Annotated in this window: 6 protein-coding genes; 2 read left to right on the forward strand and 4 right to left on the reverse strand. The window is 29.8% G+C overall.

Annotated elements, in window-relative coordinates:
- Window positions 1-125 precede the first annotated feature (125 nt).
- Both VJY38_RS03935 and VJY38_RS03940 read left to right on the forward strand, forming a co-directional pair.
- The gene (locus VJY38_RS03935) at window positions 126-2912 is read left to right on the forward strand and encodes a tetratricopeptide repeat protein (RefSeq protein ID WP_353679365.1); all 2787 of its coding nucleotides are present in this window, start codon (window positions 126-128) and stop codon (window positions 2910-2912) included.
- Between the two features lie 20 nt (window positions 2913-2932).
- Window positions 2933-3346, forward strand: coding sequence for an acyl-CoA thioesterase (locus tag VJY38_RS03940; protein ID WP_353679366.1), 414 nt, complete (start codon window positions 2933-2935; stop codon window positions 3344-3346).
- Between the two features lie 41 nt (window positions 3347-3387).
- Here VJY38_RS03940 and VJY38_RS03945 read toward each other — a convergent pair whose 3' ends face one another.
- The 4 genes from VJY38_RS03945 to VJY38_RS03960 all read right to left on the reverse strand — a co-directional run bounded on the left by VJY38_RS03945 (window position 3388) and on the right by VJY38_RS03960 (window position 17375).
- A complete protein-coding gene (locus VJY38_RS03945; RefSeq protein WP_353679367.1) occupies window positions 3388-9624 on the reverse strand; it encodes a lamin tail domain-containing protein in 6237 nt (2078 codons plus the stop codon).
- A gap of 199 nt (window positions 9625-9823) precedes the next feature.
- Window positions 9824-11254 (reverse strand): glutamate synthase subunit beta, encoded by a 1431-nt coding sequence (locus VJY38_RS03950; protein WP_353679368.1) that lies wholly within the window; start codon window positions 11252-11254, stop codon window positions 9824-9826.
- Window positions 11247-15809, reverse strand: a complete 4563-nt coding sequence (gene gltB, locus VJY38_RS03955) for a glutamate synthase large subunit (RefSeq protein WP_353679369.1) — start codon at window positions 15807-15809, stop codon at window positions 11247-11249. Before gltB ends, VJY38_RS03950 begins: the two co-directional genes overlap by 8 nt.
- Window positions 15810-16298: 489 nt before the next feature.
- A complete protein-coding gene (locus VJY38_RS03960; protein ID WP_353679370.1) occupies window positions 16299-17375 on the reverse strand; it encodes an alpha/beta hydrolase family protein in 1077 nt (358 codons plus the stop codon).
- Window positions 17376-17393: the final 18 nt, after the last annotated feature.

Below are 17393 nucleotides of genomic sequence, written 5' to 3' on the forward strand. Positions count from 1 at the left end.
AATCCATTTTGATGTATAAAAAAGATGCAAACCTTTTTTTTGTAATTATATTCTTTTTACTCATATCTCAAGTATTTCCACAAAATTCTGAAATTGAGCAACTCAAAAAGTATGCTCTTTCCCATATGCAAGCAGGAAGATATGGAGATGCTATTGATCAATTGAATAAATATATATCTGCATTACCCCAACAGGCAGAAGGATATAATCTTCGTGCAATTTGTTTTGAAAAAAGAAAACAATATTACAACGCTGTGCTTGATTATCGCAGGGCAATTGCACTCGAAAAAAATACTACAAAAAGAAAAGAATATGAAAACAATCTTCGAAAAGTAGAGGAAACCTGGTATGCTTTGCTGAATAAAAAAATTGAAGGACATTTAAGAGAAATTGCAATTAATCCAGATAACCCGATTAATTACCTGGAAATTGGTAAATCATATCGATGGATGGAAATATGGGATAAAGCAGAAAGCTGGTATGATGAATACCTCAAACGTGATGAAAATGCTTCTGCTGATGAAATAATTCGTTATACCGAAATACTTGCAAAAACTGGGAGTATTGCTAAAGGCGAAAAGATTTTAAAAAAATATGTAGAACGTTATCCTGAAGATTGGCGTCTCTGGAGTCGTTATGGTTATTTTACAATGTGGTTAGCAAAATACTCAATTGCAAAAAAAGCTTTTGAAACATCACTTAAGATAAAGCCTTTCTTTAAAGAAGCACAGGATGGTCTGGATATGGTTACAAAACAAGAATATGCAACACTCCAAAGTCCACGTGCTTTTGAAAAAGAATATCCAATCGATAGATATTATAGATTATTAAAAAGAAATCCTTCTGATGCAGAAACAAGATTTAAACTGGTAGATGAATTAATAAATGCAAAAAGAATTGAAGAAGCATATCAACAACTTCAAATATTATCTCTTACACATTCAGAAGATCAGCGATACAAAGATAAATGGGAACTTGTTGCAACACTTAGAGAAAAAACTTTTCTCGAAAGATTACAGGAAGCAAAAGAAAAACTAAAAATAAATGAATACGATAAAGAAGCTATTAAAATAGCTGCTCAGAATTACGAGAATCTTCAATATTATGATAGTGCAATGGTTCTTCTAAATAAATATTTTGAAAAATTTCCTGATGAAAGAGATAGTGATTTAGTTTTTAAATATGCAAAGATATTAGCCTGGAATCGTGAATTTGATAAAGCAATTGAAATTACAGATAAACTTTTAAAAGACTATCCAGATAATTTAGATTATCAACTTTTTCGAGCTCAAGTTTCTGTATGGATAAACAGAGACCTGAACGAGGCTGAGAAATACTTAGAAAATGTTCTTAAAGAAAGACCTAACAATCTTGAAGCAAATATAGCAATGGGCTCATTAATGCTTATAAAAAAAGATTATGATGCAGCTCAGAAGTATGCAGATAAGGCTAAAGAAATTAATCCAGCAAATGATGAAGTAATTAAACTCCAGTCAAATATTGACTGGCAAAAAATGAGAGAAGAAGAAGAAAAGCTCTATGCAATTCTCGAAGAAGGACGCAAAAAAGTTATTGCTGAAGATTGCAAAGGAGCTCTTCCTTATTATGAAGATTATCTTTCTAAAGCTGAACCTAATGTTCTAATACTTAAAGAATATGGTGATGTTCTGTTTTGTGCAAAAGAATATAATAAAGCTCTACAAACTTATAATGAAGTGCTTGAAATAAATTATAATTACGATGCTGCAATGCAAAGAGCTAAAGTTTATTATGCAATGGGTGATTCTTTAAATGCACTAAAGGAATTCAAAAATTTAGTAAAACAAGATTCTACAGATTTTGAAGCTCAAATGTACTTAGGAGATTCATTTGCAAAATTAGGAGAACATGATTCTGCAAGAGTAATTTATAATAATTTACTGGAAAACTGGCAGCTCGATTCAACACAAACAGAAATGATTAAACTTAGAAAAAAATGGCTGCCTCCTACTGGATTAGCAGCAATACTTGAAACATTCCCAAATTATGTTGGACTTGCACCATTTTCACAATTTTACAGTGATAATCTAAGTTTTAGAATTTGGTCTATCGGTTCACGAATAGATTTAGGGACAACTAACTTTTTTACAATTGGAATTACATTCTCACAATCTCAATTATATGCAAATGCACAGAGCCTAAATCAGGATTTAATTTCTTCATATAATTTTACAGGAATAAAAATATTTAGAACTCTTAAAGGTCATTTATTATTTAGATTGTCAAAATATCTAAATGCTGGAGCTGGATTTGGAACAACTAATGCACAAAGCTTTAGAGCAAGAAATGAAAGAGATGCTTTTATAAGATTTGAAAAAAAAGATACACTTTCAGTAGCATTTGTTTATCAGAATTCTGATGCAGCTTTAATTCTTTATTCACCTTATTTAATTGACCTTCGTTATTACTCATCTTTGTATCGTTTTGAAGGATTGTACAGACATCACAATGGACTTATTCTTAAAGGAGCATTTCAATATATTACTGTTTCAGATGAAAATGAAGGGAATGATTTATCTTTAAGAATAGGCAAATCTTTGTATAAAGATTTATCTCTTGGCTATGAATATTACTATACGAATTACAAATTAAAAAAAGATTATTATTATTCACCACAAAATTTTGAATCTCATAGCATTTGGGTAGATCACGATTTAGAAAATAAAGATGAACTTAAAATCATATTAGGTGGAAAAGTAGGAATAATTCCAAGAAATAAATTTCTTGCACTGGAAGCACATGTTGAATTTTACTATCAACTATTTAAATATTTTTTAGTAAGTGGAAAAATTGGAATGGGAAGTACTTCACGTGATGAAGCCAGTTACAGATATTTCTCATCTCAATTATCAATCTACTGGAATGTTTATTAAAAATTATTGCGAGAGCAAAAATGTTTTCTACAAAAATTAAAACTCGATTTTTTGATGCAGATCCAGCTGGAATTATTTTTTATGGAAATATTTTTAAGTATATCCATTCAGCTTATGAAGATTTCATTGCAGGTTTAAGATTAAAAAGAAATTATTTTCTCGATAAAGATTTTGTTTTACCAATTCTGCATGCCGAAGCTGATTATCATTTACCAATAAAATATGGTGAAACTCTAACAATTAACATTGAAGTTACAAAACTAAAAAGATCATCTTTTGAACTAAGTTATAAAATATTCAACAACAAAAAAGTTGAAGTTGCTACTGCAAAAACTGTTCATGTATGTGTATCAAAGAATACTTTCAAAAAAATAGAAATGCCAGATGAGCTTTTTAATAAGCTTAATTCTCACTTACAAAATCTTAACGATTAATTTATTTTCAAAGCCTTTTTAATAATTGTTCAAAAATCATTTTATAATTTCCTTGCTATGACTAATGGTGTTTTTATAACTTCTGTTACTCCATTATCACTAATTATTTCAATCAACAAAACATAAATGCCGACTCTCAATGGTCTCCCTGAATCATCAAGACCATCATAAATAAAAGAATTATGAGATGCAGAAGGCATATTATATTTTATTGTTCTAACCAATCTTCCCTGACTATCAAATAACCGAATTCTTGCCTGAGATATTTTATAAGGCAAATCAAAATTAATTATCGTAAAATCTTCGTAACCATCATTATCAGGTGAAAAGGGATTGGGATAAATTGTAACTTTTGATTTATTATTCAGAATCTCTGTAAAAAGTGAATTCTTTTTTAGTGGTGTAGCACCTTCATTCGAGACCGATGTACTCCAATTAGTATTGTCATCTGAATTAAGATAGGGATTGATTCTTTCAAGCGATTTATTTTTTACAGAAATAAAATTTCGATTATGCCAGTCAGGCATATAATTTAAAGAATCAATTATAGCTCCATAAAAATCTTTTAATATTATTTTAGCCCCAGTATTAGGTAATGATAAAGATTTATTTATGAAAACATTTTCATAATCTTTTAATTCATAATTCACAAATATTGATGAATCGTTTGCAACAACAAAAAAAGCTCCAGGAATAAGTTTGAAATAGTGTGAGACTAAATTCAATTTATTGTTATTAACATATAATTTCATTCCACCAATTTGAACCGTATCATCTGTAGTATTAAATAATTCAATAAATTCTGAATTGCTCTCACCTGGTTCATACATTATTTCGTTAATAACTATAGAATTCTTTTCATAGGACAAAATTTTTATAACTGAGTTTTCCAATCCAGGAGTAGCTCCACTTTTACTTATCGATAAAAACCAATTTGTACTATCTGTAGAAGCAGAAAAAGATTTTCGTTCGAGCGAATATCCTTTTTGATTTCCCCAATTAGAATTATAAAACACACTATCAATAGTTCTGCCATTATAATCATAAATTACAATTCCATCCCCAGAATTATTTAAAGCACCAAATTTAGCTTGATAAATTTTTGCCTGTATTTTAAATGCAAATTTTGATGTATCATTTGTTATGATAGCATATTCATTAGGCAATAAATAATCATCTTTGTTTGTAATTACAGATTTTGTTTTTTCAGGAAATATATCTGCAATCATCCATTCTTTTAAGTTTATTGAGGCATCAGAAACATTCACAATTTCAATCCATTCAGATTCGTCATCAAAAGGATTATACATAATTTCATTTATCATAACTGATCTGGGAAAGCTTTGTATTCTAATTTGCTTTTCTAAAAAATTGTTCAGTGTATCTTCATCTTCATTAAATATTATTTTGCAAAATATCTTTACATCATTTGATAATTCTAATTTCTTATCAGACTTTAAATCAAGTGAGTCGTTTGGCAATAAATTGTTACCAGATAATTCATCAAAAAATTCATACTGGTTTTTATTCCAGTAATAAATTTTCACACTAAAATTTAAGGCAGAGATCAAAGAATTATTAAATATCCTTGTAATTATATTAACTTTTTCACCAGCATAAGGATTTTGTGGTTCAACAAAAATGTTTTTCAATATCAAATCGTAAACTTTTCTATATATGCTATTTATTCTGCCAGGTGTACTTAATTCCAGATCACTTGACGAGCCCCAATTATTTTTTTCTATTGACGATACTGAAAGAGATTTTCGTTCTAATGATTTTCCATATAAACCGCCATAACTTTTATCATAATAAACTGAATCAATAGTAAATCCATAAAAATCTTTTATAACAACACCATCTTCATCATTATTTAAATTCGCAAATGGATTTACAATTAAACTGGAAGGAATATTCTTATGATAATTTATAATAGAAGAATCTTTTGAAATTACAGCAAATGATTTCCTGGTAATAACTCCATTTTTAATTTTTGTTTGGACAGAGCTTTTTAAAACATCTTTTATAGACCATCCTTCTAAATCAATATCATAATCGGAAGCATTAAAAATTTCTATCCATTCTGGTTCTCCATTTTCTGGATAATACATTATTTCATTTATTAATATCGAATTGGGAGAATATTTAGGATAAATATTTATATCAAGAGTATTGTTTGATAAAACATCATCTAAATTATTTTCTAATGTAACTTCTAATTTAATCTTCGAAATAAAGTCAGTTACAACATCATCAACAATCACCGCAGTGCTACTATCTGCCTGTATGGAAGGAAGAGTTAGCTGTTTAATTAATAAATTACTTTCTGATTTAAATATTTTCAAAATCCCATCTGCTGAATATCTACCATAATTTTTTACATATAAAATTAATTTTATATTATCATTGATTGATGGCACTGCAGGTTCTAAATCATAATTAATAATTGCAAGATCATAATTTCTTTTAGAAACTGAATTAATAGAACAGGGAGTACTTCTATTGAATGCACTTTTCCAGTTAGTTGAATCCGTGCTTGATTTTTCATAATCAATTCTTTCAAGTGAATTTCCGTTTCCATCGCCCCAGAGAGATTTGTAGTAGACAGAATCAATTGTTCTATTTAATGAATCACTTATAATTATCACATCTGCATAATTATTTAATAATGGGAATGAACAGACTACTACGTTTTGAATTTCTGGATAAATTGAAAATATGCTCGAGTCCCTTGAAACTACAATATAACTATCAGGTCTAAAGATTAATTCTTGGTTTGTAATAATACTTTTTGTTTTGCTATTACCAATTTTATATCCCATTAAATTAATCAACTTATTACTTCTATTATAGAGCTCAATCCATTCTGGTTCTGGGGAATCTGGAGCATACATTATTTCGTTAATAACAATATCATATTTTTCAACATTTATTATAACTCCATTAATCATACAATATGCAATGTTATTCTCCAGGTATTCATCCTGAGAATAATTTGCTCTCAAAATAAAATTATTGTTCCCTTCTGTAATTTTACTCACACTAAATTCTATATCTATAAAATTATGCGGTTCAATTTCTATTATTTTTTTATCTAAATAACTTTCATCTAAAATTCCATTCTTATTTTCATCTTTGAACAATAATAATTCAACATTTTCTGCTTTTTGATTTCCAGTATTTTTAACTATACACTTTAATGTTGCATTTTCCCCAAGCTCTACAAAATTAGTTATGCTACCAAAAAAGTTAATCTCAACATCATAATTCTTAGGTGATACCGAATTTATTTTTCCAGGAGTTGCTTGAAAATTGCTTATAGAGTTCTTCCAGTTGTTTTTAGATATACTGCTGGAATCGGTGTTTACTCTTTCAAGAGAAATTCCACTCTTAGTTCCCCAGCTTGAATAATATTTCATACTATCTATAGTTCTATAATTTGAATCTTTTACTACAACATTATCTCCATTATTATTAAATACTGGTAAATTAGCAATCAACAAATTATCTATGCCTGAATAAAAATTGTTTATCGATGACTCTCTGCTTATAATCAGATACTCTTTAGGTTCAAGCTGATAATCATTTGTAGTAATTTCAGAAAGAGTAATACTATCTCCAACTTTCCAATTTTTCAAGTTTATTATTCTATTTGATCTATTAAATAATTCAATCCATTCTGGTTCATCATTATCAGGAGCAAACATTATCTCATTAATAACAACATCATTATACTCTGGTGGTTTTTCCTGAATATTGTATTTCAAGTAAACAATATTATTTGAATCATATTCATCTTCATCAAAAATCACTTTTGCTATTAAACATTTTTCTCCAACATTATATTCTTTTGTTTTAAAATAAAAGATCATTGAATCACCTGGACTTAAGTATGCATACTCATATCTATTAATTAAATACATTTCGTTAATCAATGAAGTGCAATTGACATCTTCATATAAGAGAAGCACAAAATTATTTGCAATATTTTTTCCCTTGTTATAAATAATAAATTTTAGAACTGTTGTATCATCTACTGTTGAATTAATCTGTTCTACATTATCACACAAAATCTGAATATCATAATTAAATGGAGTTACAGAATTCTTTTTGCCTGGTGTTCCTTTTAAGTTGATAGGACTTTTCCAATTAGAAGAATCAAGTGATGATAATTCCGCATCTATTCTTTCGAGCGATTTGCCTCCCTTTCCTCCCCAATTTGATTTATAACTTACAGAGTCAATAACTCTATTTAAGGAATCGGTTATTACAATGACACCTTCGTTATTATTCAAAACAGGGAAGTTACTTATAATTAAATTATCGATATTATCATAAAGCGAAGTTATTATTGAATCTTTAGCTACAACATAAAATTCATTCGGCTTTATAATTTTATCTTCTTTAATAATTACATTACTATTTGTTTTATCTCCAACTTTATAGCCTTTAAGATTAATTAGTTTATTACTTCTATTATAAATTTCGATCCATTCTGGTTCAGGTGATATTGGAGCATACATTATTTCATTTACGACCAAATCATTTTTTTCTTCATTTATTATTACACCATTTATACTAAATATTTTATAATTATTCTCATCAAATTCATCGTTAGCAAAATTTATATGCAAGATAAACTGGTTATTTCCATAAACAACATCATTAACTAAAAAAGTAACCTGAACTTCCTGATTATTAATTAAATTGGTTATTATTGTTTTATCATATAAAACTTCATCAACTACACCATTCAGATTTAAGTCTTTGTATAATTCCACTTCAAAATTTTCTGCTACTTTTCTTCCATTATTTTTAATAATTACATTCAATTCTAATTTTTTATCAACTTCAGCATAGTTCGATTTAGATAGAAAAGATATAACACTTAAATCATAATCCTTTTCGGAAATAGAATTTATTTTGCAAGGAGTAGCTCTGTATTTGCTTACGGAAGTTCCCCAGTTATTTTTTTCATTACTCAGTAAATCAACACTTTTTCTTTCAAGAGATTTTCCACCACTTCCTCCCCAATCTGGAAAATATCTTACACTATCAATTGCGTTATTATAAATATCTTTAATAACAACTACATCTCCATTATTATTCAATGTAGGAAGAGAACATAATATTAATCTTTGGACAGATGAATAAAAATTAATTATAGATGAATCTCTTGTAAGAATTAAATACTCTCCTGGTTGGATTAAACATTCATTATTTGAAATATTTGTCAGAGTTGAATTATCACCTACTTTCCAGTTTTTCAAATTTATTTTTCTATTAGAACGATTATAAAGTTCAATCCATTCAGGTTCATCATTTTGTGGTGCATACATAATTTCGTTAATAACAATATCATTATACAAAGCTAATTTTTCTAAGACTGTTACATTGGCAATTGCTCTATTATTTGTGAAAACTTCATCGTTCAAAAAATTTACACTTGCTATAAATAAGTAATTGGTTGGGACTTCTACATAAATCGATTTTTGAATTACAAGAGAATCTCCGCTGTATAATTCAGTAAAGTCTTGATAAAAAATATTTTCTTCTGCTTGTTCTGTAGAATCATAATTAATATCATTAAAAATATTGACTGAAAAATTGTTGGCAACTAATCTACCTTTATTCAAAACTATAAAAGTAATTTTTAATGAATCTTCTGCTCGTGGAATCAGTGGTTCAATTTTGTGAAATTTAATTTGTAAGTCATAATCTGCTGGCGATACTGAATTTTTAAAACCAGGTGTTCCATTAATTCTAAGTGAATTTTGCCAGTTTGAAGAATTGTCTTTATTCAAAATAATTTTTTCATCTGAAATACCAGAAGAATTATCCGCAGAGTAAGTGTAACTATCAACTATTTGTCCTGCTGGATTAATTAAATTAATTGTTCTGCTGGTTGTATTAGCCATTCCAGAAGAGCCAAAATTATTAGAACTAATTTTCAATATAATTACATCAGTAGGAATTAATGATTTATAAATTCCATTATTGAAATCATAATTTCCTTGCAGAATTACTGCAAATTTTTGTGGTGCTAATTTTGTCCCACCAATAAATGGTACAATATTATTATTTGAAGAAGTATAGTATTTGAATTTGTAACCAGTAAGATCAATAGTATCTGTTAACGATGTGTTAAAAATTTCTACAAACTCGCCATTTTGTTCTGAAGGATAAAACATCACTTCGCTAAATTTTAAAGGTGAATCGCTTTGAGATAAAATATATACTGGCAGGAATAATAAAAATAAAAAAGAGATACCTTTCATTATTTGTGTGAATTTATTAATGCCCTGCAGAAAAATAAAAAAATATTCTTGTTGAATGAATAAAAATTTTATGGCTGGTCTGTGCGGATAATATTTTGGTTATAATTTTTTATGGTATAGCGAGATGGATAACACAAGATTTTTAGTAAATAAAAATCTATTATGAGTGTTATCCATTTTAATAAATGAGTTGCTAGATTTAGATATTTCGTAAATAATTATCAACTGCATCTGCTACTTTTCTACCATAACTTATAGCTCTAACAACAAGCGAAGCTCCAATGATAGAATCTCCAGTAGCAAAAAATTTCTTTACAGAAGTTTGATAGTTGTTGTCCACTACAATATTACCACGGTTATCAGTTTTTAAATTTAGATCTTTTACAAGACTTCCATGTTCAACATGCAAAAATCCCATAGCGAGTAAAACAAGGTCTGCTTTAATTTTTATATTCGAATTTGGTATTTCTTCGAAACTAGCTCTACCATATTTATCGGGTTCAGTCCACTTAAGTTCGCTAAAGGTTATTTCTTTTACATTTCCATTTTCGCCTTCAAAACATTTTGCAGATAGAGACCACAATCTTTCACATCCTTCTTCGTGAGAAGTAGAAGTAAACAGAATTTTAGGCCATGTTGGCCATAAATTATAAGGAGTTCTTGTTTCAGGTGGTTTAGGTAAAATTTCCACCTGTACAATACTTTTTGCTCCCTGTCTTCTTGCAGTACCAACGCAATCCGAACCTGTATCACCACCGCCAATAACAACAACATGTTTATCTTTAGCACTTATAATTTTATCCTCAGGGATATAATCTCCTGCATTAATTTTATTTTGCTGAGTTAAGTAATCCATTGCAAAATAAATTCCATTTAATTCTCTACCAGGTATATTTAAATCTCTTGGAATGGTTGCACCTGCTGCAATAACTATAGCATCAAAAGTACGGTTTAAGTAATTAGCTGAAATATCGACGCCAACATTAACTCCAGTTTCGAAGACAACACCTTCAGCTTTCATTTGTTCAAGTCTTCGATCAATAATCCATTTTTCTAATTTAAAGTCTGGAATTCCATATCTTAAAATACCTCCTATTCTATCGCTTTTTTCAAAAACAATGACATCATGACCTTTTCGTGCCAGTTGTTGAGCAGCTGCAAGTCCAGCCGGACCAGAACCAATTACTGCAATTCTTTTACCTGTTTTAAAAGGAGCTACTTGAGGTTTAATCCATCCTTCTCGCCATCCTTTTTCCACAATTTGTAATTCAATATGTTTAATTGATACTGGTTTTTGATTTATTGATAATGTACAGGCATGTTCACATGGAGCAGGACATACTCTTCCAGTAAATTCAGGGAAATTTATAGTAGAATGAAGTAAATCTAATGCCCTTTTCCAGTGGTTCTTATAAACCATATCATTCCAGTCAGGAATTCTATTATTACATGGACATCCATAAGAATGACAATAAGGTATACTACAATCCATACATCTTGCAGCTTGTAAAACTACTTTATCTTCTGGCAAAGGAATTTCAAATTCACGGAAATTTTTTATTCTTTCCTGAACAGGTAATTTTGATGGATTTTCTCTTTCGTATTCTAAAAATCCTGTTACCTTAGCCATTATATACCTCCTCTGTTGCTGATACCGTTTCAACATCTGCATGTTCACTTAATTTCATTCTTTCAAGTGATTTACGATAATCGATTGGCATTACTTTAACAAACATAGGAAGACTCGATTCCCATTTTTCGAGAATCATTTTAGCTCTCGGACTATTGGTAAAGAAATAATGTTTCTCAATCATAGAACGAAGGAAGATTATATCCTGTTTATTCCAAACACTTTCAAGGTCAACCATATCGAGATTACATCTTGTATCAAACATTTGATTCTCATCAAATACATATGCAATACCACCACTCATTCCTGCTGCAAAATTTTTACCGGTTGAACCTATACATACTACAACTCCGCCAGTCATATACTCACATCCATGGTCACCAACTCCTTCAACGACAGCTTTAGCACCGCTATTTCTTACAGCAAATCTTTCACCTGCTTTACCATTAATATAGACTTCGCCACCTGTAGCACCATACAAAGCAACATTACCACAAATTATATTTTCATGAGGAGTGAAACCAGCGTTTTCCGGTGGAACAATTATAATTCTTCCACCAGAAATACCTTTACCCATATAATCATTAACATCACCTTCAATTTTCATTGTAATTCCTGGAGCTAAAAATGCACCAAAACTTTGTCCTGCTGAACCTTTAAAATTAAGTTTAATAGTATCATCAGGTAATCCTTTAGCACCATATCTTTTAACTATTTCGCCACTAATTCTTGCACCAACAGTACGATGTATATTTCTTATTGGCATTTCAATCTCAACAGGTTGTTGTTCTTCTAAAGCTGGTTTAATTAATTCCAATAATTGATCATCAAAAACTTCTACCTGATTAGGCACATTTACCATACAGCACTTTCCTGCAGTATCAACCATTGAGTTTAAGAGAGGATTTAAATCGAATTTTTTTGCTTTCCATAGTTCTGCTGGTGGATCAAATTCAAGAATTTCTGTATGACCAACCATTTCATCAATAGTTCTAAAACCTAACTCAGCCATAATTTCTCTTACATCCTGAGCAAGGAATTTAAAAAATCTTTCAATGTATTCTGGTTTACCAGAAAATCTTGAACGTAACAATGGATCCTGAGTTGCAACTCCAACTGAGCAGGTATTTTGATGACATTTTCTTAACATCACACAACCTATTGTTATAAGCACTGAAGTTGCAAAGCCAAATTCCTCTGCACCAAGTAAAGCAGCAATAACAACATCTCTACCAGTTTTCAATTGACCATCAACCTGAACACGTATTTTATCTCTCAAATTATTATGAATCAATGTTTGATGAGTTTCTGCGAGTCCAATTTCCCATGGAATTCCTGTATGTTTAATTGAAGTCAAAGGGGAAGCACCAGTTCCACCTTCGTAACCCGAGATTAAAACAATATCTGCTTTAGCTTTGGCTACACCAGCTGCTACGGTTCCAACACCAGATTCAGATACTAGTTTCACAGAAACTTTAGCATTAGGATTAACGCATTTCAAATCATAAATTAATTGAGCCAGATCTTCAATCGAATAAATATCGTGATGTGGTGGAGGCGAAATTAATGTTACACCAGGTATTGTATGTCGTACTTTTGCAATTTCTGGTGTCACTTTATGACCTGGTAATTGTCCTCCTTCTCCTGGTTTAGCACCCTGAGCTATTTTAATCTGTAATTCATCTGCACTTAATAGATATTCAGGAGTAACACCAAATCTTCCAGAAGCAACCTGTTTAACTTTAGATCTTGCTGTATCTCCGTTTTCATCAACTTTATTCCTTGACATATCTTCGCCACCTTCACCAGAATTACTTCTTGAACCCAATCTATTCATTGCAATTGCAATAGTTTCATGAGCTTCTTTACTTATAGAACCAAAAGACATTGCAGAGACTACAAATCTTTTAATTATACTTTCAATGGGTTCTACTTCTTCTATTGGAATTGGATTTCTTTTTTTGAATTTGAGCATTCTTCGAATAGCAACAGGACTATTTTCACCTTCATTCACAATTTTAGTGTATTCTTTAAATACTTCGTAATCATTAGTTCTTGTAGCAAGTTGTAATTTTGAAATTGAATCATGATTCCAGAAATGTTTTTCACCACCCACTCTAATACTATATTCACCACCAGCTTCAAGTAAATTATCTGTAATTCCGTGTTCAGGATAACCTAAATTGTGTCTCATAATTGCTTCTTTTTGTATTTCATATAGACCAATACCACCAAGTCGAGAGATAGTTCCTGTAAAATATTTATCAATTACTTCTTTACCAATTCCTATTGCTTCAAAAGTTTGAGCTGCAAAGTAACTATGAAGTGTAGATATACCAAGGCGACTCATTGTCTTAAGTAAGCCTTTTTTAACTGCAATTATATAAGAATCAATTGCTTCTTCTGGTTTTAAGTTTTGCTCAAGCAAATTATTTTCTGCAAGGTATCTAACTGTATTAAGTGCAAGATAAGGACAAATAGCATCTGCTCCATAACTTACAAGAAGAGCAAAGTTCATTACTTCTCTTACTTCGCCAGAATCAATAATAATACTTGTTTTTGTTCTCAATCCTTTCCTGATTAAATGATGATGTAAGCCTGCAACTGCAAGCAATGATGGTATTGGTACTTTATTTTCATCAACGTTTCTATCAGTCAAAATAATTAAAGATGTCCCTTCATTAACAAGTTTTTCTGCTTCATTAAAAATAGATTCAAGTGCTTTTTCTAATGCATCATCTCCTGCATGTTTATCAAATAAAATATCTATTTTGCCAACTTTTATAGAAGGATGATTAGACTGTTCAATTTTAATTAAATCGTCTGTAGTAAGAACGGGGTGAGAAAATTTAAAACCACGAAAGTTTATTGGAGATTCTTCCAATAAATTTCCTTCGCCGCCAGCAAAACTTTCTAAAGACATTACGAGTTCTTCTCTTAGAGGATCGATAGGTGGATTAGTAACCTGAGCAAATCTTTGCTTGAAATAATAAAAAAGTAGATTTGGCTTATTAGATAATATAGCTAGTGGTGTATCGTTTCCCATCGCTCCAACAGCTTCTTGACCTCTTGATGCCATTGGGGTTATTATTAATTTAAGTTCTTCATCAGTATATCCAAATATTTTTTGTTTTTTAATTAAAACATCTTCTTTTTCTTTTGGTGCCGATGATGGATTATATAATCCTCTTAGTGTAATTATATTATCTTTAATCCATCTTCTATATGGTTTTTGTCTTGATATTTTAGCTTTAATTTCTTTATCTGGCACAACTCGATTTTGTGCAAAATCAACCAAAAGCATTTTACCTGGAGATAATCGGCTTTTTTTAATTATATCTTCAGGAGACAGATCAAGCACACCGCTTTCAGATGCAAGTACAACAAGACCATTTCTTGTAATTGAGTAACGAGCAGGTCTTAATCCATTTCTATCTAAAATTCCTCCAAGAAATCTTGAATCACAAAAGACGATTGCAGCCGGACCATCCCAGGGTTCCATTATTGATGAATGAAATTCATAAAAAGCACGTTTATCTTCACTCATCTGAATTTTAGGTCCATATGCTTCTGGAACCATCATCATCATTGCATGAGGAAGTGAACGACCTGCAAGCACAAGTAATTCAAGTACGTTATCAAATATTGCTGAATCACTTCCTGATTCAACTATAATTGGTTTTATTTTTTCAATATCATCTCCAAACAAATCAGATTTTAATAATGGCTCACGAGCTCTCATGCGATTAATATTACCACTGAGAGTATTTATTTCTCCATTGTGAGCAATAAATCTAAAAGGTTGTGCAAGATTCCATGTTGGTAATGTATTTGTACTATATCTCTGATGAACCACACCAAAACTTGAAACTAAATCTTCATCAGAAAGATCAGGATAATAAGTTGTAAGTTGACTTGCAGAAAGTAATCCTTTGTAAACTATTCTATTTGTAGATAAACTTGCAATATAAAACTGGCTTGCATCTTCTTTAAGTGATTCAACTTCTTTTTCAACCAATCTTCTTATTACATAAAGTTTTCTTTCAAATGCATCTCTTGATACATTGCCACGATGAATAAATAATTGATAAATCTGAGGTTCTGTTTTTCTTGCTAACTCTCCTATTATTGAATTATCGACGGGTACTTTTCTCCATCCTAAAACATCACATCCTTCTTCTATGGTAATTTTCTCAACAATTTCTTTACATTTATCAGAAATCTTTTTATCCACAGGAAGAAAAACCATTCCAGCAGCATAATCGCCAATATTAGGTAATTTTATATTAGTAACTTCTTTTCTAAAAAACTTATCTGGAATTTGAATCATTATTCCAGCACCATCGCCAGTTGATTTATCACCACCTGTAGCACCTCTATGTTCTAAGTTAATAAGAACAGATATTGAATCAGTTACTATTTTGTGAGTTGGATTTCCATCAAGTTTAGCTACAAATCCAACACCACAACTATCATGTTCAAATCTTGGATCATATAACCCATTAGCTATTAAACTACCATTAGCTTTTCTGATATTAAAATTGTTATTTCCCATTCTTACTCTCCTTTACTTCAATCATTAACAAATTAAATTGGTTCAATTAAGAAAGGTAGACTTAATGATGAAAATTAAATTTTACAGTTATGGATATGTATAATCAAATTCATTTTCAGAATATTAATTTTCACATTAACTCTAGGAATGTACCTACATAAAAGAAGTTTACTAATATATTTTTTATTTATGCTAAGATTCTTCATTTATATTATAAACAAAATTCATCTATTTTTAAAATTTATCTTAAATTTTTTAGCCCTTAGCAGCTTTTGGCATGCATTTGTAAAAGAAGTTATTCTTTTAGAATAATCTTTTTAGGTTATAATTTTTTACAAATGTAAAAAATTATAATAGGAATTTCAATCCTTTTTTAATTTTTTTATTTGTTTCTTTAAGTTTATTCCATTGAAATTATTTAAATAAAATAACTGTATAAATTCAATATTACACCACTTTTTAGATATTCTAGTTTTACATAAGCGTTTATTATCTATATGCTGCTTTATTAATATCCTGAATATTATTAATCTTTACAGATGGATTAAGATATTTATCTAAAAACTTATAAATCTTAACACGTATTTCTCTTGCAGTTTTTGTATCCATTCTATCAAATGAATGTCCACCCGATAAATTTTGAAATATTTCATACTCAAATTTTTTGTTTTCGGCTTTCAGTGATTTTATAAGATGTTCAACTTCTAAAACATTAACATCTTCATCATTCGTATTAGTGTGAATCAAAAGTGGAGTTTGAAGTTTGTGAGCATTCCATGCAGGAGACCTTCTTTTATATTCATTTACATCTTCATCTGCTGTTTTTCCAATATGATAATCTGCAGAAAATAATTTTCTGTACTCATCGTCTTTATAGCCCATGCGAGCAATCAAATCGCTTACAGGCACTCCAGCAAAGCATACTTTATAATTTTCTGGATGATTAAATACACACATTAAAGCAATTAAACCTCCATGACTCCAACCAACAATTCCAACACGATTAGCATCAACAAATTCATAATTATCAATCATAAATTGTCTACTTGCATCAACATCTTCAATTTCAAGTCCACCATAATCAATTTTTTCATAAAAAGATTTTCCATAACCTGTACTACCACGATAATCAGCTGCAACAACAATATATTTCTGATACATTAATTCACGAATTATATGAGTATAATATGTAGTAAAATTTGCATGAACTCCACCATGAGGCAATACTATTAATGGATATTTTTTTGAATAATCAATTCCTTTTGGAATAAAAACATAAGCCCAGAATTTTACTGGATTGCCTGCTCCCTGAGCAGTTGGATTTTTTTCTTTTGCTAAAGGAGGACCCGTAAGATAAACTTTATCTATAAAAGCAACGTCACCCACTTTATGATACCAGAGTATGTCATCAATTTGTTTTTCTAATAAATCTAATCTATGATTAAAAATATCCTTAGATTTTTTTAATTCACTGATCTCTTTTTGTAGTAATTCAAAATTTTGTGAGAAGGTAATTGCAGGCAATAAAATAAATATTAAGGCTAAAAATCTTACGGAGCTTTTCATTTTTAAATCCTAATATTT

It is taken from the genome of Rosettibacter firmus (assembly GCF_036860695.1).
GTDB lineage: Bacteria > Bacteroidota > Ignavibacteria > Ignavibacteriales > Melioribacteraceae > Rosettibacter > Rosettibacter firmus.

Excerpts from the sequence above, each read along its gene's own strand:
- VJY38_RS03935 (WP_353679365.1), top strand. The coding sequence starts at position 126 with ATGCAAGCAGGAAGATATGGAGATGCTATTGATCAATTGAATAAATAT.
- VJY38_RS03940 (WP_353679366.1), top strand. The coding sequence starts at position 2,933 with ATGTTTTCTACAAAAATTAAAACTCGATTTTTTGATGCAGATCCAGCT.
- VJY38_RS03945 (WP_353679367.1), bottom strand. The coding sequence starts at position 9,624 with ATGAAAGGTATCTCTTTTTTATTTTTATTATTCCTGCCAGTATATATT.
- VJY38_RS03950 (WP_353679368.1), bottom strand. The coding sequence starts at position 11,254 with ATGGCTAAGGTAACAGGATTTTTAGAATACGAAAGAGAAAATCCATCA.
- gltB (WP_353679369.1), bottom strand. The coding sequence starts at position 15,809 with ATGGGAAATAACAATTTTAATATCAGAAAAGCTAATGGTAGTTTAATA.
- VJY38_RS03960 (WP_353679370.1), bottom strand. The coding sequence starts at position 17,375 with ATGAAAAGCTCCGTAAGATTTTTAGCCTTAATATTTATTTTATTGCCT.